The sequence below is a fragment of the Nostoc sp. UIC 10607 genome (assembly GCF_047228265.1).
GTDB classification, from domain to species: Bacteria; Cyanobacteriota; Cyanobacteriia; order Cyanobacteriales; family Nostocaceae; genus Nostoc; species Nostoc foliaceum_A.
The window spans coordinates 114,951-138,655 of the sequence record NZ_JBIQNW010000005.1; the positions used below are offsets into that span (position 1 = coordinate 114,951).

The window sequence follows — 23,705 nt, forward strand, 5'->3', positions numbered from 1 at the left end:
ATAGAAGTAAATCTTATCTAAAGTTTTAAAGTCTGTTCATATCGGTTGTAACAAACCCAAGTCTATTATCCAGCAATTAACCAAATATTAATGTAACTAAGATGACGAAACAGCAACAGTGGTGGAAAAAGCTGCTGTTAAAGCTGGCAGCAAGTATTATATTTTACACAATTATTCCTATGCCGTATTTGAACGGTTTGGAATTTGGGGGAGTGGCACGTCTTGCTTGGCTTATAGGATTGGTAATTGGGGGAATTTTGGGGTTACTGGATACAGGGATGGATTTTATTGGTATGCCAGTGTTAACTCGTAGTGCTTTAGTAGTCAGTGTTTGGATTGCCATAACTGGAGGACTGCACTTAGATGGGGCAATGGATACTGCCGATGGTTTGGCAGTGGGCGACCCAGATCGGCGGCTGGAGGTGATGGCAGATAGCGCCACAGGTGCCTTTGGAGCAATGGCAGCGATCGCCTTGGTACTACTAAAAATAACTGCTTTGACAGATATGCCAGAAAACCGTTGGTTATTGCTGATGGCAGCTTGTGGCTGGGGACGTTGGGGACAGCAGCTAGCGATCGCCCGATATCCTTATCTGAAACCAACTGGCAAAGGTGCATTTCACAAACAAGCCATTCGTTCTTACAGAGATTTGTTACCGGGATTGTTGTTGTTGTTGGGTTTGAGTGGTTTACTTGTGCTAATAGATAAACAGCAGCTATTTCTCGCACTGGCAATGATAGTTGCTGGAAGTGCGATCGCTACTTTAACTGGTGCATGGTTCAACCACAAACTAGGTGGACACACAGGAGATACCTACGGCGCAGTCGTTGAGTGGACAGAAGCCTTATTTCTCTGTGTACTGACTGCCTTGTAAAAAATGAGGAAGATGAGGGAGCAAGAAAAGAATTTTTAACTCCTGACTAATGACTACTTCATTTAATAGGTTGCAGCTTTGTCACCTTGAGTTTAAAAGCCCCAACCCCAGTTTCCCCAAAAGACCGGACACGAATAACATAATTCCCTGTCTCTACGATGCGGGTAAATAGTAGGGAATTGCTACTACCATCTGGGCCATCATCATTTTCTGCCAGAGTCGATCCATTAGGTGCTAGCAGGGTGATGATACTGTCAAAGTTTTCAGATGACAGGTCAACTGCTAAATTATCGCCCTTCTCTAACCTCACAGTATAATCACGAGCAAACCCACCCTGACCTGTGGGAATGTCTTTATCTGAAAGGCTATCGGAAAGTTCAGTACTGTTAGATAAAGGAATTGGACTATACAATTTATTTTGAGCAAAAGCTGCACTTGTGCTTATGCCTATTGCCAGCAATGTGGCAGGAATGATGATGAGTTGTTTTAAACCTGCCGCAAAAACTTTATTCATACATTTCAAGCAATTGTTTCTACAGAAATAGGGTAATTCGGTCAATTTATGCACTTATCTGCTAAAGCTTGCCATTAATTCTTGATTTATCCGTCTTTGACCGCAGTGGCTACTGCTACTAATCCTAAGACCACAATTCCATACTGACCAAGTGTTTGCACAGCAGACCTGGCAGTCGCACCAGTAGTATAAATATCATCCACTAACAGCACTGGGACATTTGGAGGACGACGGCGAAACTCTTGCCCAACCGCAAAAGCTTTAGCCAAGTTTTGTTCTCGTTTAGATACCGATAAACCAAATTGCGCTTCAGTTTCTCGCACTCTTGCTAAACCATTTAGTTTCAATTTTAATCCAGTTATTTCGCAGAAGCTTTGTCCTATGAGTGCGGCTTGATTGTATTTACGTTGTTTTTGCTTGCTAGGGTGAAGTGGGATGGGAACTACCACAGGCTGGCTATCTCGCCTCGGTGAATTTAACAACCATGCTTCTCCTAACCATTGACCCAAGGGACGAGCTATTTGGGGTTGATTTTCGTATTTCATCGCTGCGATCGCTCGTTTCACCGGGCCACCATACTCCCCCCAGCCAAATACTGGTATTGGCTCTTGCCATAGAGAAATCGGGTCTTTTCGTTGACATTTTTGCAGTTGTCTGGTGCAGTTCTGACAGAATTCTTGCGAGGTTGCACGTTGGCACAGAGGGCAATGGGATTGGAGAAAAAGATTGAGTAAGCCTGTGAGATTTTTAATCCAAGTGTGCATTTAGAATTGTCCTTTATCATTAGTCATTAGTCATTAGCCTTTGACCAATGACTTAACATACACGCGATCGCATCTTGTTGTTTCTACTCCTGTTGCTGGAGTGTAGCCGTTGCTTTCATACAGCTTGACTGCTTCCACCAAAACGCTGGCGGTTTCAATCCAAATTTGCCCAAATCCACGCTCTGCGATCGCGGCTTCTAGCTGTTGTAACAAATATTTCCCTAATCCCAAACCCCTAATACTGGGTAAAAGATACATTTTGCGGATTTCTACGGCTTTTTCACCACGGTGTATGGGGTAGTAAGCCCCAGTACCTACTAACTGGCTTTGGTGTTCAATTACCCAAAACTCTCCCCCAGTAGCTAAATAAAATTCCTCTACTCGCAGCACATCTCGGTCAGCGCCCTTTGGTTCCCAACCCAAACCGTATTCTGATAATACATAACTGATGACTTCGGCGGCTCTTGTGCGATCGCTTTTCACCCAATCACGAATTAAAAAATCTTGATAATAGTTTTTCATACCATTTGCTGGTCAAGTTTACACAGAAAATTTTCCTGGTTCTATATCCCAATTTACCCAGCAAATAGCTTTTGTGGCAGAGTCTATTTCAGGCGGTACTCTCAAGGTGTCAATGAAGCGATAAGGGGAGGAGAATTGTCTTCCCCTCCCCTTCTCTGCTTACCAAAGATAATTTAGCGATATAGTAGCCCGCCGCAGGCATCGCTACTATATCGCTGACATTGATATTACAAAAGGATTTGGGCCTTGGACTTGTGTACCAGATGTAGGGCTAAGTTCGTGATTGCGAACTAAAATAACTAAGTTTGTAGTTCAGATATTGGATAGTTGTTGGCGGCTAACTTTTAACTGATAATTCCTAGATTATTGTAGATTTCGATGAGATTTCCATCAGGATCGCGGAAATGAGCTGTGCGAATTCCCCAGTCTGGGCGATCTTGTGGTTCAGTCACAACGATCGCATTCTGATCTTTTACTTGCTCATAGACTTCATCCACGTTATCGACTGCGAAAATCAAGACAATTTTATCTCGATTGACAATATATGAAGGTTGTTCGATTCTTGGGACTACTTCAGCCATTAATTCTTTTTTGAACAAACCCAGCTTGAGATATCCGGTATTAAACTCAGCATATCCGCTATCTTCATCGCCCCAATCGACATCAAATTTCAGCAGATCCCGGTAGAACAGAAAAGAATCTTTATAGTTGGATACAAGCAGTCTCAGGTGTGTTAACTGAAGCTTCATATCTGTTGGGTTAGTCTACTAACTGTGAATTCTAGGTTCTGGGTGCAAAGTCGCCAGTAACTCACTTTCGACAATTGCTAATTCATCAAGCCGTTGCATGACAATTTCTCTGTCGAAGTAAGTAGCAGCTAATACCCAATATATACCGTAGTGACGCGCTTCGGATGCCATTAGCCCACGATAAAATTTTGCTAATTCTGGCTCTGGACAGTGAGCAGCTAATAGTCCTAGGCGTTCGTGAGAGCGAGCTTCTATTAAACCAGTGACTAGTAAGGAATCCAGAAATCGCTCAGGTTCTTTAGGGCGGACTTGAGCTTTTAAACCCGCGCCGTAGGGAGGTGGTGGTAAGGGAGCCAGGGGAATATTCCGGCGTTCTAACCATTGGTTAACTAGCTCAAAGTGTTCTAGTTCTTCGCGGGCGATCGCAGTTAGTTCCCGAACCATTTTAGTATTGGAGGGGTAGCGAAACATCATGTTCAAGGCTACGCCTGCTGCTTTGCGTTCACAATGCGAGTGGTCGAGTAAGATGATGTCTAAGTTAGCGATCGCTTGTTCAACCCAAGCAGAGCTAGTGGGCTGTTTCAGGACATTAATAGTTGGTAATTGAGTAAGCACAGAGTCAATCAATTTTAGATTTTAGATTTTTCCATAGTTTAAACTAGTAGTCCACCAAAGAAACTTTGCGGGGTTTATCGTCAGAAAATCAAGTTCTTTTCTCCCCTACTCTCCCTGCCCCCTGCCCCCTGCCCCCTGCCCCCTCCCTGTTTCATTCCTGCTGCCGACGTTCCTCAATTTCTTGACTCGAAATCATACTATTGACTCTTTCTACATCTGCCATCATCAAAACTGCTCCTTGTATTTCAATGCCAAGCAGGGGAGTGATTGCCAGGTAACATTTTATTTGCCTACCCCGACGATTGGTAGCATCGAGGATCATTTCTTGAAATTGTTTTTTCCCGGATATGGACTCGCGGATAGGCGATCGCAACTGCTCGACGGGTAGCCCAATGTCTAGGCTGAAGATAGACTTTCCTAGTACTTCATCAGTCCGCAAGCCCCATAAATCCTCTACCATATAATTCCAAATTGAAATGTTAAAGCTGCTGTCAATTACCACTATTCCCGTTTGGAGACTTCTCAAAATAGAGATGAGGAAAATGTTTGTGCGATTGAGTTCTGTAGTGCGCTGCGAAAGTTCATTATTAATTGTCTGTAATTCTTCATTAGTAGATTGAAGTTCTTCATTCATCGTCTCCAATTCTTCATTGGTGGATTGGAGTTCTTCGTTAGTAGTTTCTAACTCTTCATTGGTGGATTGGAGTTCTTCGTTGGTGGTTTCTAATTCTTCATTGGTAGATTGAAGTTCTTCGTTGGTGGTTTCTAATTCTTGTTGGGAGCGTTGCAGCGCCTCTTGGAGTTTAATGTAACGGCTGACATCATGAAAAGCGATGCTAACGCCTAAGAAACTGGTGTCGGTGTCTTGCAAAGGCGTAATCAGCACATCCAGATATTGGGTTTCTGTGTTGGACAAATAGCGCTCTACATTTGTCAGAGTGATCGGGCGGCGTTCGGCATAAGCCCGTTCAATTAGCGATCGCAGTTCTATTGGTCGATAGGAAAGTTCTAGATCCTGGAAAGGACGAGTTAAATCTCTGGGTGAAAGGGCAAACAAATTCCGCGCCTGCTCGTTCACCAGTACTAGAGTGCCATTGGTATCAATAACCACTTGGGCGATTGTTGCTGTGTCGAAACTTATATCTCGCAACCGCAGGTGTCGAGACAAACGGATGTTAGATTCGTCTTCTACTGAATTTGCCATAACTAAGAGGCGATCGCGGATATTCACTGACGATACCTTAGTAAATATCCGGTTTTTTAAGTCTATTGGGGTAAAAAGATTAGAATGCATCAACAGCATCTCTGCTTTCCCCAAAAACAGATAGCCAGTATCATTGAGTGCAAAATGAAATCTGGCCAAAATTCGCGCTTGAGTCTCAGAATTAAAATACATTAATGTATTGCGGCTGACTAGTAAATCTAAGCGCGAAATTGGCGCATCCTGAAGTAGATCGTGGCGGCCAAAAATTACTGAGCGGCGCAAGTCTTGGCGGAAGACGTAGCGGTTACCGAGAGTCTCAAAGTATTTTTGCCGCAGTTCATCAGGTACCTCCTGGACATCTTTTGATGAATACGTAGCTTGGCGAGCCTCGTTGAGAGCCTCTTCATCTACATCTGTAGCGTAGATTTTCACTCGTTGGCGAAATTCATCTGCTCCCAATATTTCAGCCATTAACATTGCCAAGGTATAAGCTTCTTCCCCAGAGGCACAGCCAGCGCTCCAAATGCGGATTTGGTCAGAAGTTTTTTTATTCTTAATTATATTAGGTAGTATTTGCTCGGCTAAGTATTCCCAAGCTGATGAATCTCGAAAAAAAGCGGTGACGTTAATTAGAATGGTGTTGAAAAGATAATTGAATTCTTCTGGATAAACTTCTAAGTAGTCTAGATAATCTCCAAAGTTTTCTATGGCCAATGACTGCATTCGCTTGCGTACCCGACGCATCAAAGTCGAGCGCTTATAGCCTGTAAAATCAAATCCCCGGCTTTGTCTAAGATAAACTAGTAGATTTTCAAATTCAGGGTCTTTTTCTGCGGAAGTCATACCAATTTTGGATTTTAGATTTTGGTTTATAAATCTTTACCAAAAAGCTGTTACCTAAACCTCCAATAATACTACCTATGCCAATTTGGTGTCACAGGTCAAGTTAAAGGGAATCAGGATTAAGTAAAGAAGGTTGATTGATATTTTGGGACTTGCTAACGATAATGTCAATCATAAACACTTTCCCGGTTTATTGATTCTAATATTTTTTACTATTTTCAATTACCTCCGTTGCCCGGCCGGAAATAAATTTCCTATGTCAATCCTCTTCTTTATTTATTTATTTAGTTTTCGTTAGAAGACTTTAGCTATTAGCCTCAGAATTAATTCTGAGGTGGTTGTTGGGACTGGTGCAATATCTCAGTTGATTCAATACCCATGACTAAAGTCACCAGGGCGCTGGAGATTTCATCCAGGGGGAGAATAAAATCTACGTTACCAGTTTGAATTGCGGCGGAGGGCATCCCGGAAAATTCGGCGGTTTTTACGTCTTGGGCAATAACAGTACCGCCCATTTTTTTAATTCCCTCTACTCCCATCGCACCATCGCTACCTGTTCCAGTTAGCACAACAGCGATCGCTCTATTTTTGTAACTGGCTGCAACCGATTCAAATAATAGGTCAGCCGAAGGACGTAAAAAATGGACTAATTCCGACTGTGATAAGGAAAGCGTGCCATCACCGTTAACCAACAAGTGACGATTGGGTGGAGCAATGTAAGCCGTTCCTGGGGTAAGACAATCTCCCTCCTTTGCCTGTTTGACAGTAAGAGGCGTGCGCCGACTGAGAATTTCTGCCATGAGTGAGCGATGTTCGGGAGCGAGGTGTTGCACAACAGCGATCGCGGCTGGGAATTTTGCGGGTAGAGTCGATAGCACTTTAACTAGAGCAGCCAACCCACCGGCTGAGGCTGCGATCGCCACTATATCAAAGGCAGCATTAGTAAAGTGAGGTGGATGATTGTTGGTATCTTCTGCCATCTGAATCATGATTTTTCGGCTGTCAGTACCAACCAAAATTATTAGATACAGAGAGGATTAATGTATTTAAAATTATGCATCTTTGCTTAAATAAATTATACAGTATATTTTAACTAATTTCCTTTTTTTGCCTTTATCTGTTAAGTTCATTGGTTAATTTTCCTCTTCTAGAATGCGTTTCGCCTGCAAAAGTTGCAGCCTATGTTCTTCACTAACTGTCGGGTATTGCAGATTTAATTCTTGTAATTTTGTGCAGATAATATTAGCGACTACTAGGCGTGTAAACCATTTGCGATCGGCAGGAATAATATACCACGGGGCCCATTTTGTACTCGTGTAATTAAAAACTTCTTCATAAGCATTCATATAATCATCCCAAAAAGCTCGTTCTCGGACATCGCTATCCGAAAACTTCCAATGTTTTTCAGGAGATTCAATCCGTTCTAAAAAACGTTTTTTCTGCTCTGATTTAGAGACATTCAGAAAGAACTTCAGGATGATCACACCATTGTCTACTAAATATTTTTCAAAGTTATTAATTTCTTCAAAGCGTTGTTTCCATATCTGATTTCCCTCAGGGAAGTGGGGAAGTTGTTGCTTTTTCAGCATCTCTGGATGGACACGAGCCACAAGCACTTCTTCATAGTATGAGCGGTTGAATATCCCAATTCGACCTCTTTCTGGCAAAGCCTTAGTTGTTCGCCACAGGTAGTCATGGTCTAATTCTTCCGCACTGGGGGCCTTGAAACTAAACACCTGAAATCCTTGGGGGTTCACACCAGATGTCACATGTTTAATTGTGCTATCTTTACCAGCAGCATCCATTGCTTGAAAAATAATCAGCAAAGCATAGGTGTTTTGAGCGTAGAGAATATTTTGATAATTAGCTAGTCGTTCAATATCTGCCTGTAGTTTGATTGCAGCATCAGCTTTTTGATGAAAATCAGTCTTATAAGCTGGGTCATAGTTTTTTTTCAGAGAAATCTTTGAACCTGGTGGAACAATGAAAGCATCATAATTCATGTATAAAACTTCCTAACGGCTGCTTATACCCAAGCATATTGTGAAGTACTAATTTTTTAAAGTTACGATTTCTTAATTAAAGAATTTTAATTTCAAATCGATAAATTTTGACTCAGCACTTGCCACCTTTCATTTTCGCCGCTTTGGCATAGGACGCATCGCTTCACGGCCCAACATAAACATCCCTGTAACACCCAAACTAACAAACCAAACATATTGATACCAGTATTGCCGAATCTGCTCACCCGTCCTGAGTTCTGGACGCAACGTGTTTAAGTACAGTAGCAGCACTAATATCATGAGCGCCCCAAAACCAACAAGGCTTAAGCCAACAAGAATTCGTGCAGGTCGCAGTTCAAAATCACTAATAGTATCTAGGTCAATTTCTGCCAGTTCCTTAAAGGAGTCATCCGCTAAAGATGAGGTCGCTTGGAATTTACTGCTCAGTTTTGGTGGCAAAATCGGCGATAGTGTTGCTACGGTTGGGCGGCGTAGTAAAGCCTCAGTATCTCGCAGCAATTCCAATGGCTTACGGGTAGTAGTTGGTTGAGCAAACTCTATGTTGTCTGTGGGAGTTGGGGCATTAGCTTTGCTTTCAAAATCCATAGTACGCTTCGGAAGAACCAGGATATATATAGCCTAGCGAATCAGGAGACAAATACGCCAAAATAATTAGTAATACTCGCTAAAGGCGGGAAGCAAGCTATGTAATTCGTAGTTAGTAATTAATATTTTAGAGTCACTCAATTTAGTTGTGATAAAACACATTTTTGTTCAGAACAAACGAATTTTTGTGTGGGGAAACTACGAATTATTCGTCCATCTCTTTTAATGTAGCTAATGCCGACGGAGATAAGCGGCTCAGATAGCTGAATATCCAGTATTTAAAGATAGTGTTTAAAATCACAGGAAATGTCGCAATAAATAAAAATATGGCGTTTCTACTGGCTGCCACTCCTAAGTGTTCTGCCAATCCTTCAAGAATAATCTCCCAGCCATCTGGTGAGTGAAACCCTACGAATATATCTGTAAAGAGAATAATTAAAAAAGCCTTAGCACTATCACTAAGTCCATAAACAATATTATCTATAAAAGACTTGACAAGGACAATTTCTCTTTTACTCAGAGCGACAAAAATGCTGAAACAAATTAGTGATATTAAGTCAGCAAAAATATTACTAACAGCACTATTGTTTTTTATGTGTAATTCCTCAGATATCTCAATAGCTTTGTCTTTTATTTTTTGTTTTATTCCCTCTGAAGAAATTGGTGGTGCTTGATTTAGTAAATATTCAAACCTCAAATTTTGTTGAAAATTATATAATTTATGGAGAGCTTCTTTTTCCATATCGGAATTGATAAAAATTTGAGTTGTATTATTTACTCTATTTTTTTCTAATATAGGAATTACTAAAAATTCTTTAGATAAATACTGAGTTAAAATCGGTAGGATAATTAAGGTTAACAAAAATTTTAGGGCAATTCTTGTCCTATTTCTAGAAAAACGGTGATTTCTAACAAATTCTTCTTCTGCCTGTGGTGTTAAATCTGCTTTAATCCTATTAACTGTTTTACCAATAGACCTCGGAAAAACTTCAGCTTTTTGAGATGAAGGTGTGGGTTTGATATCATTGATAATACTGCTTTGCTTAAGTTTTATGGTTTGAAGATTTGATTTTAATGCACTTTGGTTAATTAGTTCATCTTTGATAGCGTACTTTTCTACAACTTCATCAATAATTTTCAAATTTTCTAACAATACAGAATTAGAAATATTTAAAGTTCTCCGACTAAGGCGAAATTCTACAAGTCTTATTTTGATAATAGTTAAATTTTTATTAAGGTATCCTTGCCAATAAGACATTACATTTTCAGTATAATTTACTGATTTTGTAGATATTTTTTCACCATTAAAATGTTCTATCTCAATGTTTTTAATTCTTTGGGCTGCTTGTTGAGCTTCTAATAGTGCCCTTTCTGGTGTATCTAAAAACCAATGGTTAAGCGATCGCAAATATTCTTTGATATTTTGGCGAAGTAAATTTGCTGTTTCAGCTAATGAATTTTTCATGATATATATGGCTATTTATAGCATATGCATTATAGTTATATAAGCATGAAAAATGGGTAAGATCTAGTTTAAATTATTATTAACTAGTACTCAACACATATTAGATAAATATATTATTTAGACTGTACACCTATTAGAGGATTAGCTACAGGTAAAGGGCTATTTTCTCTAATTTTAAATCGTTCGGTAGTAGTTCATAGCTAGAATACTGTACCATCACTATCTATTTGGATAGGGGATGTACCAGCTATTCTGAGTTCAGCGGCAATTTTACGCCCTGCTGTCCAGGTTCCCCCTTGCAGAATTTTTACTAGTGGTAGTTCTTCGGGACTCATACCCAACTTTCCGCGCACTGTGGCGGCAATTTTATCCAAGAGAATCACAGTCAAGGCACGCCATTCAACTATAACTTCTGATGCTACTGAGTGGGGCGATCGCAAAACATCTGGATGTTTCGGATTAATCAGTCCCAAATCAATACACAATCCCCCATTCCGATATTCTGGTAGTCCAGTCAGGGCATCTAAACCAGTAATTACTAAACCGAGTTCTTGTAGTGGTTCTAATAAAGAGTATGTCAGCCACTGAGACAATTTGTGAAATGGCACTAAACCATCATCTGCAACCGCTGGATGTTGCCAAACATCTCCCAAATTCACCCCAGCAACTTCTAATCTGCTAGGCCAAATTTCACTCAGTCCTTCCAAAACGGAACTGAAAACAGTTGCAGCTGCTAACTGTCCGTTTTGAGATTTGCCCAACAAATAATTTATCAAATTCCCTGGACGAGGCTTTTCATCGCCAAACAAATAAGGTGAAGAGACTAAAACTTGACCTAATTTTTGTAATAATCTCAAACGTCCAGAAATTCCCACCAAAGGATTTTCTGTATTTACCTGAAACCCAGTTGTGAATTCTGTTTCTGTGAATGCTTGCAATCTTTGAGCATCTACCTGAGGCAAATTATTACTCGAAAAAGTCCCTTGACAAAACATTTGGAAACTGGCTACAGCCAACCCTTCCGATCGCACCAAATTTAACCCGGTTTCCTGCTCATCATAGCGCCAATTATTCCCCGCACCAGCATCTAACAAGACACTGACGATTGCCAAATCAAACTTAGCAGCAGCTTTTTCTAGAGGCGTTAGTCCCGCTAACTGGCTATCTAACTGGGCTAAACGCGGTACACCCCCAACCTCAAAATGTCGCCAACGACTGTGAAACGGAATTTCGAGATTAGGGTACTCGCAGCGCATGACTTCAATTACATAATCTGCTACCTTTGTCAACTGCGTTAAATCGCAAGTAAAATAACGCGACTCTCCCTCAATTACCAATGCAAACAGTTGCCCACAACGTTCCCGAATCGCCACAGGAGAACGAAGATATGCGATTAATTTTCTCTCTTCCACTCTAGAACTCCTGTAAATCATCCGTAGGGGGACGGGCATGTTCCCTACGCCTCTTGACTAATCTAAAGTCCGTCCCTTCACATCAGCCAAACCATTTGCATCTAACACATCCCCTGTAGTGTAATATCCAGCAGCTTTCTTAGCCTCCATTTCTACCCGTGCATCTGGGGGAATCAAATCCTCTGGGATTGGTATTCTTTCCACAATCTCAATTCCCGACTGAATTATGGCGTTGTACTTCATATTACTCATCGATACCATCCGATCAATACGGGTAATGCCCAACCAATGCAACACATCCGGCATCAATTCTTGAAACCGCATATCTTCCACTCCGGCGACACATTCTGTACGAGTAAAGTAGGCATCAGCGCGATCGCCTCCTTCTTGACGCTTCCGAGCATTGTAAACTAAGAACTTCGTCACTTCTCCTAAAGCGCGACCTTCTTTGCGACAATAGACAATTATACCGACACCGCCTTCCTGTGCCGTTTGGACGCACACTTCAATTCCATGTACCAAATATGGGCGACAGGTGCAGATATCTGAGCCAAACACATCAGAACCATTGCATTCATCATGAACCCGCACAGCTACAGGTTTGTTGGGATCAGCGATCGCAGCCAAATCACCGATAATATATACTGTCACACCCCCAATTGGCGGCAAAAACACCTCCAAATCTGATCGCGTCACCAATTCTGGAAACATCCCCCCAGTTTGTTCAAATAAAGCGCGACGCAACTGTGCTTCTGCAATACCAAAACGCTTGGCAATTCCTGGTAAATACCAAACAGGTTCAACTGCGGCTTTGGTGACAACCAAATCACCGCCTGGTTTCATAATCTTGCCATCTACCTGCAAACGACCTTTGTCTACTGCATCTTGCAGTTCTGGCATATTGATGTGAGCTTGAGTGATGGCGATCGTTGGACGAATATCATATCCCTGTTGGCAATAGAATGCGAACATCTCAGATGCGATACCTCCAAAGGGGTCGAGGGATACTATTTTATTAGGGTCAGCCCAACTAGGGTGAGGCCCAATATGCTCTACTGGGGATGTATTAGTCAGATCCGCTCGATGATCTGACTGCAAAGCACCGCTAGCCACTGCTAGAGCACGATAAATTGCATAACTGCCAGAGTGAGTGCCAATCACGTTGCGATGTGCCTGCTTAGTTAGCGTAGCAATAATCGGCCCGCGTTCCATAGGATTGGCTGCTCCCCATTTAATGGGGATTGGTTTAGGGCCAAAGCTACTAGGATGGGAAGTAAGAACAATATGCCTGGAAACGTCGTTTTGCTTTGGCATAATCATTATTTTTTAGGGATGTTTTTATCAGCTATTACTCACTAGGGATCTGTCAACTACCTCTAGTCAGTTTTTATTTTTATGGCTCTCAATGACTAGCGTGGTATTAGTCATATTACTGAATACAATAAATAACACAGAAAATTCATAAATAGCAATTAATCAGTGCAAATTTAAAGATGACTTTAAAAATGAATTAATAGATATATTTTGTGAGAAAGTTAATACAAAGGTATATTCACTGATCTCAAATTCATGGATTCTTTATCTATCAATTCCTTACTTGAAGAGTTGAAAAACCCCGATGCCACAGTCCGGGATAAGGCAACCAGAAAAATCTGGCGGATTTGGTTTCAGCAAAAGGGAATCTATGGGCTGGAAATAATTGATCGCAGTCAAAAGCTACTGGATGCAGGTGAAATTGCTGAAGCCGAAACAGCATTGACTGCACTAATCAAAGACCAGCCGGATTTTGCCGAAGCTTGGAATCGCCGGGCTTTCCTCTATTACAGTATTGGTGATTATCAAAAATCTCTGGCAGATTGTCAGATGGTTGTGCAGATAAATCCGATACATTTTGGGGCGCTTCACGGAATGGGTTTGTGTTATGCGGCACTAGGAGAGTATGGTGAAGCTATCAGAGCTTTTAAACGTGCTCTAGAAATTCAGCCCTATTCGCTAGTGAATCAAAAGTTGATTCTAGAATGTACATTTAGATTCAGCTACAACGGCAGATAGGAGAGAGCATTATATTGTTTTATGAATCCGTCATTACCCTCATCAACAGCAATTCATCGCTTTAGTCGCCGCGATTTTATTCAATACGGTTCTATCTGGATTGGTAGTAGCTTAATTGCTGCTTGTTCTAACAGCAACCAACCGTCAACTAGCAATTCTCAGTTGGATAAAGTTACCTTTGGTACAAACTGGATAGCACAAGCAGAACACGGCGGATTTTACCAAGCGATCGCCACTGGTATCTACAAAGACTACGGTTTAGATGTCATTATCAAAATGGGTGGCCCGCAGGTTCCTAGTGGTACTCAATTGTTGATGGGGGATGCGGTAGATTTCTTTATGGGTTATGGCATGGATGCCGTGAACGCCATAGCACAAGGTATTCCTAAAATCACAGTCGCAGCAATTTTCCAGAAAGACCCTTGGTGTCTTATTACACATCCCAACCCAGCAATTAAAACCCTTGCCGACCTCAAAGGCAAACCAATTTATGTCTCCGCTTCTGCTAACATTACCTATTGGCCTTTACTGGAAGCAAAGTACGGTTTTACCGACGATCAAAAGCGCCCTTACAACTTTAATCCTGCTCCTTTTTTAACTGACAAAAACTCAGCCCAGCAAGGTTATATTACGTCTGAACCCTTTGCGATTGAAAAGCAGGGCGGTTTTAAGCCAGTGGTATTTTTATTAGCAGATTATGGCTATCAACCGTATGCAACCACTATTGAAACCAAAAAAGAACTAGTAGAAAAAAATCCTGAATTAGTAGAACGATTTGTTGATGCCTCAATTAAAGGTTGGTATAGCTACCTGGAAAATCCCCAACCAGGTAATGAGTTAATTAAAAAAGATAATCCAGAAATGACGGATGAGCAACTTGTCTATAGTATTGAAAAGCTAAAAGAATATGGAATTATCCTTTCTGATGCCTCAGAAAAACAAGGCATTGGGGCGATGACCGACACAAAGTGGAAATCACTCTTTGACAGCATGGTTGATACTAAGATTTCTAAATCTAATGTTAATTACAAAGACGCATACACCTTGCAATTTGTGAATAAAGGGGTAGGCTATTACAAGACGTAAGCGATCGCTTGCTATTCTCCAGATTTTTGAATGAGCAACCGTCCCATTATCACACTCAATCAGATTAGCAAGGTCTACACCAATGGCACTGTTGCCCTGCAAGACCTGAATTTAGGAATTCCAGAGTCGCAATTTGTTAGTTTAGTTGGCCCCTCCGGGTGCGGTAAAAGTACAGTCCTGCGCCTGATTGCCGGATTAGGACGCATAAGTTCTGGTAGTATTGACTGGGGTATAACTCAGCAAGCAAGAAAACTGGCTTTTGTTTTCCAAGATGCCGCGCTCATGCCTTGGACAAATGTCAGGGAGAATGTGCGCCTACCGCTGAAGTTGGCGAAAATGTCCAAAAAAGACAGCCAAGCATTGGTACAGCAGACATTAGAACTAGTAGGATTAGAAGGCTTTCAGGATAACTATCCCCGCCAGTTATCAGGTGGGATGAAGATGCGGGTATCGATTGCTAGGGCATTAGTTACTCAGCCAAATATCCTATTGATGGATGAACCATTTGGGGCATTAGATGAAATTACTCGTAGCAAACTCAATGGTGATTTACTCGATTTGTGGCTTCAAGAACGCTGGACGGTGGTTTTTGTTACTCACAATATTTACGAAGCAGTGTATTTATCAAATCGGGTGCTAGTCATGGGGATAAGTCCCGGAAGGATTGTAGCAGATGTAGAAATTGATGTTCCCTACCCCCGTAACGATGACTTTCGCACATCATTGCTGTATAACCAATATTGCCGTGAAATTTCTCAGCATCTAGCTAAAGCTATGAACTTTGCGCCAATTTAAAATTTTTAAGTTATATGCTATTCATCCGTCGTACCCAATCACAAAAGACATCGAGCAAGTTTCTTTCTGCTGACGTTTTGGCACCGATGGGAGTTGGCATTATAGCATTATTTTTATGGGATATATTTGTACGGTTAACACATCTACCACCTTATATCCTTCCTGGCCCTTTATTAGTATTTAAAACCTTAATTACTGACTGGAACGAGCTTTTTCCATCACTATTAATTACACTGCAAATCACAGTCGTTGCTTTTATTGCAGCAGCTATTTCTGGTTTACTCATGGCGATTTTGTTCACCCAAAGTAAATGGATTGAACGCAGTTTATTTCCCTATGCAGTCATTTTACAAACAACTCCGATAGTTGCGATCGCACCCTTAATAATTCTCTGGCTAAAAAATAACACCTTCGCCGCTTTAGTAGTTTGTGCCTGGATTGTCGCCTTTTTCCCCATCGTATCCAACACTACATTAGGACTCAACAGCGTTGACCGAAACTTGCTCAACCTATTTCAACTTTACAAAGCTTCTCGCTGGCAAACTCTGCTGTATCTGCGCTTACCTAGCGCCATGCCCTATTTCTTAGGCGGTTTAAAAATTAGCGGTGGTTTAGCATTAATTGGCGCAGTCGTAGCTGAATTTGTCGCCGGGACTGGTGGGGCAAAATCTGGCATTGCTTACCGAATTTTAATCTCCAGCTACAATTTACAAATTCCTCGGATGTTTGCAGCATTATTCCTCACAACCGGGTTGGGTGTATTAATTTTTGTCAGCTTGAGCGCCCTATCTGACTTTATATTAAGTAAGTGGCATGAAAGTGCTGTGAAACATGAGAATTAAGATTTTAAAACGCAGAGGAACGCAAAGGTTTACGCAAAGGAACGCAGAGGAGTTAATTCTCTGCGAACCTTTGCGCTTCCCTCAGCGTCCCTCTGCGTTAAAAATAAGGATATAAGCTATGACAACATTAAATGCTCTAATTAATTCTCTAGAAGGCATAGAAACCATCACCGACTCTGCCCAAGTCGCAAAATTATCTCAAGATTATCACACCTTTAGCCCGGTGCTAGCGCCGAAACTAGAGGGAAAAGTCGGGGATATCGTAGTGCGTCCCGCCAATGAAGCTGAGGTTTTAAAAGTTGCAGCCGCCTGCGCGAAACACCGTGTACCCGTAACAGTGCGGGGTGCGGGAACTGGAAATTATGGACAGTGCGTACCGTTGCATGGTGGCGTAATTTTAGATATGACGCGGATGCAAGAGATTCTTTGGGTGAAACCGGGGGTAGCGCGGGTAGAAGCTGGGGTGAAGTTGGCGGCTTTGGATAAAAAAACCAGAGAAATCGGCTGGGAAATCCGTATGGCACCCTCCACGTACCGCACAGCGACAATTGGCGGATTTATTGCTGGGGGGAGTGGGGGCATTGGCTCAATACAATATGGATTACTAGGCGATCGCGGTAATATCCTAGCATTGCGGGTGGTAACTGTAGAAGATGAACCCCGTGTGATCGAATTACGCGGCGACGATGTGCAAAAGGTGAATCATGCTTGGGGAATTAACGGCATCATCACCGAAGTGGAAATCCCCTTGGGGCCAGCTTATCCTTGGGCAGAAGTCATTGTCACCTTTGACGAGTTTATGACAGCAGCAAAGTTTGGTCAGGCTGTTGGTAATGCTGATGGCATGATTAAGAAGTTGATTTCTGTCTTTGCATCCCAAATTCCCCAATACTTTCACGCCCTACAACAGTACATTCCTGAAGGGACTCACCCAGTATTTTTGATAGTTGCTGAATCGAGTTTGGAATTCTTACCAGGTTTGGTGCAGCAATATGGCGGCAAAACTACTTATGAAAAACCAGCACAGGAAGCGGGGAAAGGGACACATTTAGCAGAATTTTGCTGGAACCACACTACCTTACACGCCCGGAGTGTAGATACTGCAATTACCTACTTACAAAGTATGTTTCCTCGCGAGCGCAGTTTGCAAGTAGTAGAGCATATGTATCATCACTTTGGCGATGAAGTAATGATGCATTTGGAATTTTTTCGAGTGAACGGTGCCGTAGTTCCTGGTGCTTTGCAACTTGTGCGCTACACCACAGAAGAACGCCTCAACGAGATTATCCGCTATCACGAAGAACAGGGTGTGAGTATTGCAAATCCCCACACATATATTATTGAAGACGGCGGCAGAAAAGTTATTGACCCTGAGCAGTTAAAATTTAAAGAAATAGTTGATCCCTATGGGTTGATGAACCCCGGTAAAAGCAAGGTTCTTCAATTCCAAATTCAAAATTAGCAAAATACAGAAACACATAAGCTGATGCGCGTCTAAAGTATATAAATATTCTTGATTGTCGTTAACTGTTGACTGTTGACGGTTAACAGTCATCAGTCATCAGGTAAATGTACAAATTAAATGCGTAACAGCTTATTAGAACTTTTTGTGTATATTTGTGTAACCTCGCTTGAAAAAGCTAGTTGTTAGGCGTTTATAATTTGTGGTTTGATTTTAAGAGCCGTGGGGATAACCCAAAATCCAACATCCCAAAATCGCCCATGATTGAAATTGACGGTTCCTACGGAGAGGGAGGCGGACAAGTTCTTCGCACTTCCTTAAGTCTAGCGGCCATCACTGGCGAACCCATACGAATTGCAGGCATTCGCGCTGGACGCAAAAAACCAGGATTAGCAGCACAACATTTAACCGCAGTGCGGGCTGCGGCAAGAATTTGTAATGCCCAACTACAGGGTGATGCTTTGGGTTCAACGCTGCTGGAATTCATCCCAGGTAGTGCTGTGCAAGCTGGAACTTATACCTTTGATGTTAGTAAAGCACAAGTTGGTGGTTCTGCGGGTGCGATCGCTCTAGTTTTACAGACAATTCTCTTACCTTTGGCACTAGCATCGGGCAATTCCCAAGTAACGCTAAAGGGTGGAACTCATGTAAACTTTAGTCCGACAGTGACGTACATTGAGCAAGTTTATTTACCAATATTGCAACGCATGGGTGTAGAAGCCCAAGTCAAGTTAGGGGCTTGGGGGTGGTTTCCCCAAGGTGGAGGAGAGGTAGAGTTGCAGGTGAGTGGCGGTGGTAAACTCAGCGGGATCAACTTGCTGGAACGAGGAGAGTTACAACAGGTACGGGGACTAGCAGTGGTGACAGAATTGCCTTCCCATATTCCGCAACGGATGGCAAATCGTGCCGAGAATTTATTACGAGAAGCCCATTTGAAAGTTCATGTACAGACTTTGCGAGAAAGAGGTGTGGCACCTGGGGCGGGTATTTTTTTAACTGCTGAGTATCAGAACAGCTTGACTGGCTTTGGTGGGTTTGGGCGATTACGGTTGTCGGCGGAAACAGTTGCAGAAATTGCTTGTCAGCAGCTGCTTGAGTTTCATCAAACTGGTGCACCAGTGGATGAACATTTAGCAGATCAGTTATTATTGCCAGCTGCTTTAGCGTCACAAGAAAGTCAGTACCGGGTAGCTGAGGTAAGTAGACATTTGACAACAAATGCAGCTGTAATTGAACAATTTGGTCTGGCGCAAATTACGGTAGATCAAGCTGAGAAAATAGTATCGGTAAAGAGTTTGACTATTTAAATTAACTATAGCTACATAGAAAATTGCCTCATTTCAACTCATAGAAATGAGGCAAAGGAGCTTTTATAAGCGGAGACAGAAAACTTTTGATACTTTATCTAGGAGGATTTGCAATCAATCCCGTAAAGCCTGATTTGTTGTAAGAATAAGCAACTGACAAATTAACAAGGTGACTACAAGTGGGTTTGAGACTGAGTTCAGTTGTTCCTAAGACTTACTATTTAATTAAATATCGAACATAGCTTTTGAATTTACCTCTGCTAAAGGCATATATTTAGGTTAAGTCAGTTTGCGATCGCAAATACAAGAAATTAGGCATTGAGCAGAGAGATGTTTGTCGTTGGCTGTGCCAATTAGGTGTAGAACTCTTGTACCTAGCAAATCATACTCTTGAATAAGTGCCATAACTTTGCTAATGAGTCTTTTATACTCGCGGATGAGTCTTTGATATTCGCGGACGAGTCTTTGATACTCGCGGACGAGTCTTTTATACTCGCGAACGAGTCTTTTATACTCGCGGACGAGTCTTTTATACTCGCGGATGAGTCTTTGATACTCGTGGATGAGTCTTTGATACTCGTGGATGAGTCTTTTATACTCGTGAATGAGTCTTTGATACTCGTGGATGAGTTATTAATAGACGATCGCACCCATTAAAATTTTCGGCAACTACATCTAAACTAAAGTTTTCAGGCGATGGCGCAAAGCACCCCCTAGAAACGATCGGCATCTCATACAAAAAAGAGACTAGACTATATTGTATTTGCAGTTTATTTCTCGTTCTTAGGTTTGAGTATAGAAACGCCAGCAACGAGTGTAAGTAGGAGATATTCATTTATGCCAAGATGGACTGCACAGGAGAAAGAAGCGTATCGAACCGAGGTGATGCAACGCATTACCGCAGCCATGCCCTCAGTAATGCAGGAATATGCCTCCATTAATTGGGAAGAGGAACTCAAAGGCTACCATACCGAACATGAATATTACCCTGACTACATTCACGCTCCCATTCATGGCCTAACCGATTCCTACACCAACCCTCAGTCTTGTTTAGCCTGGGATGCTGCTATGGATGCCATTATTCCCCTCAGCCACAAAGTTAGTTGCCAGCAGTTGCGCGAGAAAATGGCTGAATTCATTCCTGAAGACACTCAAATTGAGACGGTATTAGAGCTTGGTGCAGGTACGGCTGAGGGAGCGCTGGCCTTGGCACGGCGGTTTCCACAGGCGAATTTTCGCGTTACTGATGTTTCGCCTTACATGCTGGTGATTAGTCAGCACAAGTTTAACAAGGCTGGATTTAGTGAGCGGGCTTCGTTTGAGCAAGTGGACGCTCGTCATACTGGTTACCCTGACAACTCTTTTGATATTGTCACATCATCACTACTCTTCCACGAGACACCTAAAGAGTGGACGCCTAAGATTCTTAAAGAGATGTACCGGATCACCAAACCCGGAGGTTGGGTACTATATGCTGACACCTATCGTGGTGAATACGCCCTGAGCGCTTCTTTTCAAGAACCGTGGTTGGATGACTTTATCCATTTCAACTTCGAGTACGAGTTTGCCAAAGCAGGTTTTACAGAACTCAATTACATTCGCTATGCCGTGGGTTTGTGGTATATGGTTGGCCGTAAGCTAGAAACGTGATGGCAAAACAATGACAACAGAAGTTAGCATCACGGCATAGCGACGGCAGCTTATTACTCACCGGGCGACTAGAAGTCGCAACTATACAGACTAAACCCACCTCCGTGGGTTAAAACCCTTGATGTATTAGTCCACCTCCGTGGACTACCCTGCGGGAAGTCGCAAAGCGTCTATGTTTGTGTAGTAGCGAATTCTATTCGCCTAATACTTTTCAAACTTTTTCCAACTATAAAAGCATAAATAATCAAAGGTTTGTAGTGAGAAATTTAGTTCTTGGATGACGGCTAAAACACTTGCCATAAAACAATTATAAGATTTTTTGTATTACTTAATATAGTTTGATTTATTCTCACTGACTTACTTAGTTGCTCTAAAAGCGGTTGTAATTAAACCCGTAAATCTGCATTTATTGCAACAATAAGCAACTGACAAATTTACAAGGCGACTGCAAATAACGTTGAGATAAAATTCAGTCGTTCCTGATACTTGCTATTTACTGAACATAAAAAGACAGCATTGAAGTAGCTGTTAAAAAACATGGTAATAAATTTATTAGTGACAACTATGGAATTGGAACAAAACCATGATTGATGAACAAGAAATAGAAAAATTGTGGCAAGCTTTCAAGGTATTAGACGTAGACGGCAACGGAGCGATCTCAACTGAGGAACTAGGGGAGGTAATGCGATCGCTAGGGCAAAATCCCACGGAAGCGGGGCTGCGGGACTTGATCAAGGAGATTGACGTTGACTTGTCAGGCACTATCGACTTTGAAGAATTTAAAACGCTGATGATAGCTAAGGTAGGCGATCGCCAAAGCCGCCTCAAGTTAGCCTTCAGCGCCTTTGATGAAGACGGTAGCGGTGAAATTACTGCCACCGAGTTGCGGACTGTTATGACTCAGTTTGGGCTGACAGACGCTGAATTGAATGAGATGTTGCGGGAAGTAGATCATGATGGCGATGGCTCAATTGACTTTGAGGAATTCTGTCAGCTAGTACCGGAAGAGTCAGAGAGCAAAACTGGCTATCAAGACTCACCGATTTCCCTTAACAGTTCACTCAAGACAGTTGCTACTTCCAATGAGGCCGCAGCAGCTAGCACCCAGCCGACGCAAGAAGCAACGACTCCAGAGTTGGCACAGCTAAGAGAACAATTAGTACAACACCCAAACTCACCAAATCAGAAAACAAGCGGAACCTCCCGCTTACAAATGCAGATTGGTTTGTTTCGTTTGATTCAAGGAGCAGCCTACCGCAGTTTCCGTGAAAGTTTCTCTGCCAACCACGAAACTCACTTGCGGGTGAAAAACTTGCCATACAGAATTACTGATTTTGTGGAGTTTGTTAAGCAAGCGATCGCACTGTACAAATCATTAGGTATAGTATCCGAGGATTGCTACCCTGTCTTAGATGCAGTGGTTGAATCAATTGCTGATGAATATGCCCGATTGCAGGAGCGGATCAAAAACTGGCAAACAGTGGCAAAGACACCAGAAATGTTGGCAGAGCAGCAAGCAATTTTAGAGGCGCGGAGTAAATTTGCCAATGTCAAAGAAAAGTTTGCAGCTGGAGTCGAGTTTGCAATTACCATCAAAAAGAAAAGTCTCAGCTTGGGCGACATCGTGGAAGGTGTGCTGGCCATTAACGAACTCAATCGTTTGAGGGGAATAGAACTGAACGAAGAAATGGCTCCACCACCAACTAAATCTGCGGGAAATCCAAAAGACTATTTGAACAAGTGGAACCGCGTCATCCTCTCGCAAGCAACCGAGGAAATAGATGGTGCAATCATGCCAGTAGCGTATTGGTATGAAGACTTCATGCCGAAGTTGTTGGCGGCCTTTAGTGTGTCTACAACAGCAGATATCCAAAGCAACACCGTACCCGACGAGGCGGCTTTAGATGAATGGTATCAGTGTACAAAAAACTCAGGAGAATTTAACCGCTACGGGGCAGATGTGGCAGAAAATTTTCTCCATTGCACTCCCAAACAGAAATTGATCCTCAAACAAGCATGGCGGTTAACACATCACTACCTAAATGGAGTGCAGAAACGGCGCGAACGCCTAGAATTTGGACGAGAATCAGGGGCGCTATCGCAGTATGTAGCATTTATTGATGTCTATCTAGATCGGACTGAGGTGAAGGATTCCCAAATGCGAGTCAGCTTCCCCTACTACATCGGCCCAGCAGTGTGGCGTTTCTTCCATACTACGGCTGAGATTGTATGTACCAAGACCGATGTACAGCAAAAAGCCGCAGTGGCAATCTTCAAAGACTTCTTCCAACTGTTTGCCACGATGTACCCCTGTCCTTATTGCCGCCATCACCTGAATATGTACGTTGTGCAAAATAAGGAAGTGGATATGTATCCTGTGGAGTATCTGGTACTTGGGCGTGATCCCAACCTGACTGACTTTGAGGTGTCACTAGAGGCGAAGTTATCCACCGTAGTCGATGGTTCCTCCCTGCGTTTATTCTTTTGGAAGCTACATAATACCGTTTCTTCTTCCATTGCGCGATCGGAAGAATGGTATCAAAAGGATGAGAAAGCATTCTACACCACCCGCTTTTGGCCCAGCCTTGACTCAGAGTTAGCCAGAGCCAATGCCCTCAAATACACCAGCATAGAAACTGCTCGCATCTACAACATCTACGGAATTCTCAAGCCATTGGCGCGGCTGACAGGGTTAAAAACGGAATTACCAAAGCTGCTAGAGAAGGGCGATCAGAATAACCTCAAGGAAGCATGTATAGTTGCACAGAACCACATCAAAGATTTAGAGGAGGCTGTCATCAGCGGACAGTTTCTGCAAGAGACATACTACTTTGAGCCTAGCCTTGTAGATAAACCTCCACTCTTCACCCCTGAAGAAGAAGAGTTTGCCCGAACTGGTATGTTTACAGAAACCATTTAAAATAATTCGTAATGACGCT

Annotated in this window: 22 protein-coding genes; 9 read left to right on the plus strand and 13 right to left on the minus strand. The window is 42.3% G+C overall.

Features of this window, described 5'->3' with window-relative positions; genetic code table 11:
* Nucleotides 1-101: 101 nt before the first annotated feature.
* Nucleotides 102-875 carry an adenosylcobinamide-GDP ribazoletransferase gene (gene cobS / locus ACEYW6_RS06690; protein ID WP_412979101.1) on the plus strand — a complete coding sequence of 258 codons (774 nt, stop codon included), beginning with the start codon at nucleotides 102-104 and terminating at the stop codon, nucleotides 873-875.
* A 58-nt stretch (nucleotides 876-933) separates the two neighbouring features.
* Here cobS and ACEYW6_RS06695 read toward each other — a convergent pair whose 3' ends face one another.
* The 12 genes from ACEYW6_RS06695 to ACEYW6_RS06750 all read right to left on the minus strand — a co-directional run bounded on the left by ACEYW6_RS06695 (nucleotide 934) and on the right by ACEYW6_RS06750 (nucleotide 12,886).
* Nucleotides 934-1,389 (minus strand): PPC domain-containing protein, encoded by a 456-nt coding sequence (locus ACEYW6_RS06695; protein ID WP_190893865.1) that lies wholly within the window; start codon nucleotides 1,387-1,389, stop codon nucleotides 934-936.
* Between the two features lie 86 nt (nucleotides 1,390-1,475).
* The gene (locus tag ACEYW6_RS06700; RefSeq protein WP_412979102.1) at nucleotides 1,476-2,153 is read right to left on the minus strand and encodes a ComF family protein; all 678 of its coding nucleotides are present in this window, start codon (nucleotides 2,151-2,153) and stop codon (nucleotides 1,476-1,478) included.
* Nucleotides 2,154-2,186: 33 nt separating this feature from the next.
* A complete protein-coding gene (locus tag ACEYW6_RS06705; RefSeq protein ID WP_190893863.1) occupies nucleotides 2,187-2,675 on the minus strand; it encodes a GNAT family N-acetyltransferase in 489 nt (162 codons plus the stop codon).
* Between the two features lie 344 nt (nucleotides 2,676-3,019).
* Nucleotides 3,020-3,424 carry a VOC family protein gene (locus tag ACEYW6_RS06710; RefSeq protein WP_412979103.1) on the minus strand — a complete coding sequence of 135 codons (405 nt, stop codon included), beginning with the start codon at nucleotides 3,422-3,424 and terminating at the stop codon, nucleotides 3,020-3,022.
* Nucleotides 3,425-3,442: 18 nt separating this feature from the next.
* Nucleotides 3,443-4,039, minus strand: coding sequence for a tRNA-(ms[2]io[6]A)-hydroxylase (locus ACEYW6_RS06715; RefSeq protein ID WP_114083559.1), 597 nt, complete (start codon nucleotides 4,037-4,039; stop codon nucleotides 3,443-3,445).
* 151 nt (nucleotides 4,040-4,190) lie between these two features.
* Nucleotides 4,191-6,086 carry a CheR family methyltransferase gene (locus tag ACEYW6_RS06720; RefSeq protein WP_412979104.1) on the minus strand — a complete coding sequence of 632 codons (1,896 nt, stop codon included), beginning with the start codon at nucleotides 6,084-6,086 and terminating at the stop codon, nucleotides 4,191-4,193.
* Nucleotides 6,087-6,409: 323 nt separating this feature from the next.
* The gene (locus ACEYW6_RS06725; RefSeq protein ID WP_412979105.1) at nucleotides 6,410-7,075 is read right to left on the minus strand and encodes a chemotaxis protein CheB; all 666 of its coding nucleotides are present in this window, start codon (nucleotides 7,073-7,075) and stop codon (nucleotides 6,410-6,412) included.
* Between the two features lie 144 nt (nucleotides 7,076-7,219).
* On the minus strand, nucleotides 7,220-8,089 hold the full coding sequence (locus ACEYW6_RS06730) for a polyphosphate kinase 2 family protein (protein WP_412979106.1): 870 nt from the start codon (nucleotides 8,087-8,089) through the stop codon (nucleotides 7,220-7,222).
* Nucleotides 8,090-8,218: 129 nt separating this feature from the next.
* Nucleotides 8,219-8,695: a hypothetical protein gene (locus ACEYW6_RS06735; protein ID WP_412979107.1), complete on the minus strand. Its 477-nt coding sequence runs from the start codon at nucleotides 8,693-8,695 to the stop codon at nucleotides 8,219-8,221.
* 205 nt (nucleotides 8,696-8,900) lie between these two features.
* Nucleotides 8,901-10,160 carry a proton extrusion protein PcxA gene (locus ACEYW6_RS06740; protein WP_412979108.1) on the minus strand — a complete coding sequence of 420 codons (1,260 nt, stop codon included), beginning with the start codon at nucleotides 10,158-10,160 and terminating at the stop codon, nucleotides 8,901-8,903.
* A gap of 200 nt (nucleotides 10,161-10,360) precedes the next feature.
* Nucleotides 10,361-11,611 (minus strand): URC4/urg3 family protein, encoded by a 1,251-nt coding sequence (locus ACEYW6_RS06745; RefSeq protein WP_412979109.1) that lies wholly within the window; start codon nucleotides 11,609-11,611, stop codon nucleotides 10,361-10,363.
* Between the two features lie 18 nt (nucleotides 11,612-11,629).
* Nucleotides 11,630-12,886: a GTP cyclohydrolase II gene (locus ACEYW6_RS06750; protein WP_412979110.1), complete on the minus strand. Its 1,257-nt coding sequence runs from the start codon at nucleotides 12,884-12,886 to the stop codon at nucleotides 11,630-11,632.
* Nucleotides 12,887-13,141: 255 nt separating this feature from the next.
* Here ACEYW6_RS06750 and ACEYW6_RS06755 point away from each other — a divergent pair, with 255 nt between their 5' ends.
* The 6 genes from ACEYW6_RS06755 to rtcA all read left to right on the plus strand — a co-directional run bounded on the left by ACEYW6_RS06755 (nucleotide 13,142) and on the right by rtcA (nucleotide 19,116).
* Nucleotides 13,142-13,624, plus strand: a complete 483-nt coding sequence (locus ACEYW6_RS06755) for a tetratricopeptide repeat protein (RefSeq protein WP_114084950.1) — start codon at nucleotides 13,142-13,144, stop codon at nucleotides 13,622-13,624.
* A gap of 21 nt (nucleotides 13,625-13,645) precedes the next feature.
* Entirely contained in the window at nucleotides 13,646-14,710 is a 1,065-nt protein-coding gene (locus ACEYW6_RS06760; protein WP_412979111.1) for an ABC transporter substrate-binding protein, read from the plus strand.
* Nucleotides 14,711-14,740: 30 nt separating this feature from the next.
* A complete protein-coding gene (locus ACEYW6_RS06765) occupies nucleotides 14,741-15,505 on the plus strand; it encodes an ABC transporter ATP-binding protein (protein WP_412979112.1) in 765 nt (254 codons plus the stop codon).
* Nucleotides 15,506-15,519: 14 nt separating this feature from the next.
* Entirely contained in the window at nucleotides 15,520-16,347 is an 828-nt protein-coding gene (locus ACEYW6_RS06770) for an ABC transporter permease (RefSeq protein ID WP_412979113.1), read from the plus strand.
* Nucleotides 16,348-16,465: 118 nt separating this feature from the next.
* The gene (locus ACEYW6_RS06775) at nucleotides 16,466-17,809 is read left to right on the plus strand and encodes an FAD-binding oxidoreductase (protein WP_412979114.1); all 1,344 of its coding nucleotides are present in this window, start codon (nucleotides 16,466-16,468) and stop codon (nucleotides 17,807-17,809) included.
* 260 nt (nucleotides 17,810-18,069) lie between these two features.
* Nucleotides 18,070-19,116 (plus strand): RNA 3'-terminal phosphate cyclase, encoded by a 1,047-nt coding sequence (gene rtcA, locus ACEYW6_RS06780; protein WP_412979115.1) that lies wholly within the window; start codon nucleotides 18,070-18,072, stop codon nucleotides 19,114-19,116.
* A gap of 279 nt (nucleotides 19,117-19,395) precedes the next feature.
* On the opposite strand, the gene ACEYW6_RS06785 is transcribed toward rtcA, so the two are convergent.
* Nucleotides 19,396-19,521 carry a hypothetical protein gene (locus tag ACEYW6_RS06785; protein ID WP_412979116.1) on the minus strand — a complete coding sequence of 42 codons (126 nt, stop codon included), beginning with the start codon at nucleotides 19,519-19,521 and terminating at the stop codon, nucleotides 19,396-19,398.
* Nucleotides 19,522-19,953: 432 nt separating this feature from the next.
* Here ACEYW6_RS06785 and ACEYW6_RS06790 point away from each other — a divergent pair, with 432 nt between their 5' ends.
* Both ACEYW6_RS06790 and ACEYW6_RS06795 read left to right on the plus strand, forming a co-directional pair.
* On the plus strand, nucleotides 19,954-20,766 hold the full coding sequence (locus ACEYW6_RS06790) for a methyltransferase domain-containing protein (RefSeq protein WP_412979117.1): 813 nt from the start codon (nucleotides 19,954-19,956) through the stop codon (nucleotides 20,764-20,766).
* A gap of 583 nt (nucleotides 20,767-21,349) precedes the next feature.
* Entirely contained in the window at nucleotides 21,350-23,686 is a 2,337-nt protein-coding gene (locus ACEYW6_RS06795; RefSeq protein ID WP_412979118.1) for an EF-hand domain-containing protein, read from the plus strand.
* The last annotated feature ends 19 nt before the right edge of the window (nucleotides 23,687-23,705 follow it).

Bases quoted from the DNA above. Each gene is read 5' to 3' on its own strand.
- ACEYW6_RS06725 (WP_412979105.1), bottom strand. From the start codon at position 7,075: ATGATTCAGATGGCAGAAGATACCAACAATCATCCACCTCACTTTACT.
- ACEYW6_RS06775 (WP_412979114.1), top strand. From the start codon at position 16,466: ATGACAACATTAAATGCTCTAATTAATTCTCTAGAAGGCATAGAAACC.
- ACEYW6_RS06795 (WP_412979118.1), top strand. From the start codon at position 21,350: ATGATTGATGAACAAGAAATAGAAAAATTGTGGCAAGCTTTCAAGGTA.
- cobS (WP_412979101.1), top strand. From the start codon at position 102: ATGACGAAACAGCAACAGTGGTGGAAAAAGCTGCTGTTAAAGCTGGCA.
- ACEYW6_RS06790 (WP_412979117.1), top strand. From the start codon at position 19,954: ATGCCAAGATGGACTGCACAGGAGAAAGAAGCGTATCGAACCGAGGTG.
- ACEYW6_RS06720 (WP_412979104.1), bottom strand. From the start codon at position 6,086: ATGACTTCCGCAGAAAAAGACCCTGAATTTGAAAATCTACTAGTTTAT.
- ACEYW6_RS06735 (WP_412979107.1), bottom strand. From the start codon at position 8,695: ATGGATTTTGAAAGCAAAGCTAATGCCCCAACTCCCACAGACAACATA.
- ACEYW6_RS06705 (WP_190893863.1), bottom strand. From the start codon at position 2,675: ATGAAAAACTATTATCAAGATTTTTTAATTCGTGATTGGGTGAAAAGC.
- ACEYW6_RS06740 (WP_412979108.1), bottom strand. From the start codon at position 10,160: ATGAAAAATTCATTAGCTGAAACAGCAAATTTACTTCGCCAAAATATC.
- ACEYW6_RS06730 (WP_412979106.1), bottom strand. From the start codon at position 8,089: ATGAATTATGATGCTTTCATTGTTCCACCAGGTTCAAAGATTTCTCTG.
- ACEYW6_RS06695 (WP_190893865.1), bottom strand. From the start codon at position 1,389: ATGAATAAAGTTTTTGCGGCAGGTTTAAAACAACTCATCATCATTCCT.
- ACEYW6_RS06750 (WP_412979110.1), bottom strand. From the start codon at position 12,886: ATGCCAAAGCAAAACGACGTTTCCAGGCATATTGTTCTTACTTCCCAT.
- rtcA (WP_412979115.1), top strand. From the start codon at position 18,070: ATGATTGAAATTGACGGTTCCTACGGAGAGGGAGGCGGACAAGTTCTT.
- ACEYW6_RS06700 (WP_412979102.1), bottom strand. From the start codon at position 2,153: ATGCACACTTGGATTAAAAATCTCACAGGCTTACTCAATCTTTTTCTC.
- ACEYW6_RS06745 (WP_412979109.1), bottom strand. From the start codon at position 11,611: ATGCCCGTCCCCCTACGGATGATTTACAGGAGTTCTAGAGTGGAAGAG.
- ACEYW6_RS06770 (WP_412979113.1), top strand. From the start codon at position 15,520: ATGCTATTCATCCGTCGTACCCAATCACAAAAGACATCGAGCAAGTTT.
- ACEYW6_RS06710 (WP_412979103.1), bottom strand. From the start codon at position 3,424: ATGAAGCTTCAGTTAACACACCTGAGACTGCTTGTATCCAACTATAAA.
- ACEYW6_RS06755 (WP_114084950.1), top strand. From the start codon at position 13,142: ATGGATTCTTTATCTATCAATTCCTTACTTGAAGAGTTGAAAAACCCC.
- ACEYW6_RS06785 (WP_412979116.1), bottom strand. From the start codon at position 19,521: ATGGCACTTATTCAAGAGTATGATTTGCTAGGTACAAGAGTTCTACAC.
- ACEYW6_RS06760 (WP_412979111.1), top strand. From the start codon at position 13,646: ATGAATCCGTCATTACCCTCATCAACAGCAATTCATCGCTTTAGTCGC.
- ACEYW6_RS06765 (WP_412979112.1), top strand. From the start codon at position 14,741: ATGAGCAACCGTCCCATTATCACACTCAATCAGATTAGCAAGGTCTAC.